Here is a 252-nt window from a genome sequence, read left to right on the forward strand (position 1 = left end):
GTGCGTTTCAAGCCGGTGGACGGAGCGCTGGACAGGGCCTCGGTGGTGATCTGGACCACGACGCCCTGGACCATCCCGCAAAACCGCGCGGTCGCCTATAACCCGGACATTGCCTATGGCCTGTACCGCGTGACCGAGGCCGACGAGAAGGCCACGGCGACGGTGGGCGAGATGATCCTGCTGGCTGATGCGCTGGCCGAGGGCGTGATGACGGCAGCCAAGGTGACCGGCTTCGAGAAGCTGCGCGACGTT

At 66.3% G+C, this 252-nt stretch carries 1 protein-coding gene; it reads left to right on the forward strand.

The features are described from left to right. The coding region (locus tag JI666_RS22290) for a class I tRNA ligase family protein (protein WP_206895113.1) at nucleotides 1–252 on the forward strand (252 nt) is incomplete at both ends.

Origin of the sequence: Bacillus sp. NTK071 (assembly GCF_017303315.1) — a bacterium.
In the GTDB taxonomy this organism is placed as follows: Bacteria; Bacillota; Bacilli; order Bacillales; family Guptibacillaceae; genus Guptibacillus.